The organism is Mesorhizobium sp. M3A.F.Ca.ET.175.01.1.1 (assembly GCF_004791945.1).
In the GTDB taxonomy this organism is placed as follows: Bacteria; Pseudomonadota; Alphaproteobacteria; order Rhizobiales; family Rhizobiaceae; genus Mesorhizobium.
This window is the reverse complement of the sequence record NZ_SRTP01000457.1, coordinates 1-278: the sequence shown is the minus strand read 5'-3', so window position 1 is coordinate 278 and position 278 is coordinate 1. Positions and strand designations below refer to the sequence as shown.

Sequence of the window (278 nt, the reverse complement as noted above, 5' to 3'; positions counted from 1 at the left end):
CCTTGGCGATGGTGAAGGGCCGCTTACTCCTGACGCCCTTGAAGGCGAATTTCGGATCGTAGTGATAGGTCGGATTGTGGACAACGCGCCTGACTTCCGCCGTGCCGCTCGGCGCCGGCTTGTCCTCGCTGCCGATCGAAGCGGGATAGACCGCGAGCGGTCTGCCTGACGGATCGAGCGCGCGCACCTGCCGAGTTGCCTTGTCGACCTCGACGCTGGCGACGGCTGCTGGAGGACCGCCGCGGCCGACATCGGGTACCACCAAGGTGGTGTCGGCC

At 66.5% G+C, this 278-nt stretch carries 1 protein-coding gene; it reads right to left on the bottom strand.

Translation table 11 applies throughout. The annotated features are described in order from the left end of the window. The coding region (locus EN818_RS32420) for a L,D-transpeptidase (protein ID WP_135906784.1) at positions 1–278 on the bottom strand (278 nt) is incomplete at both ends.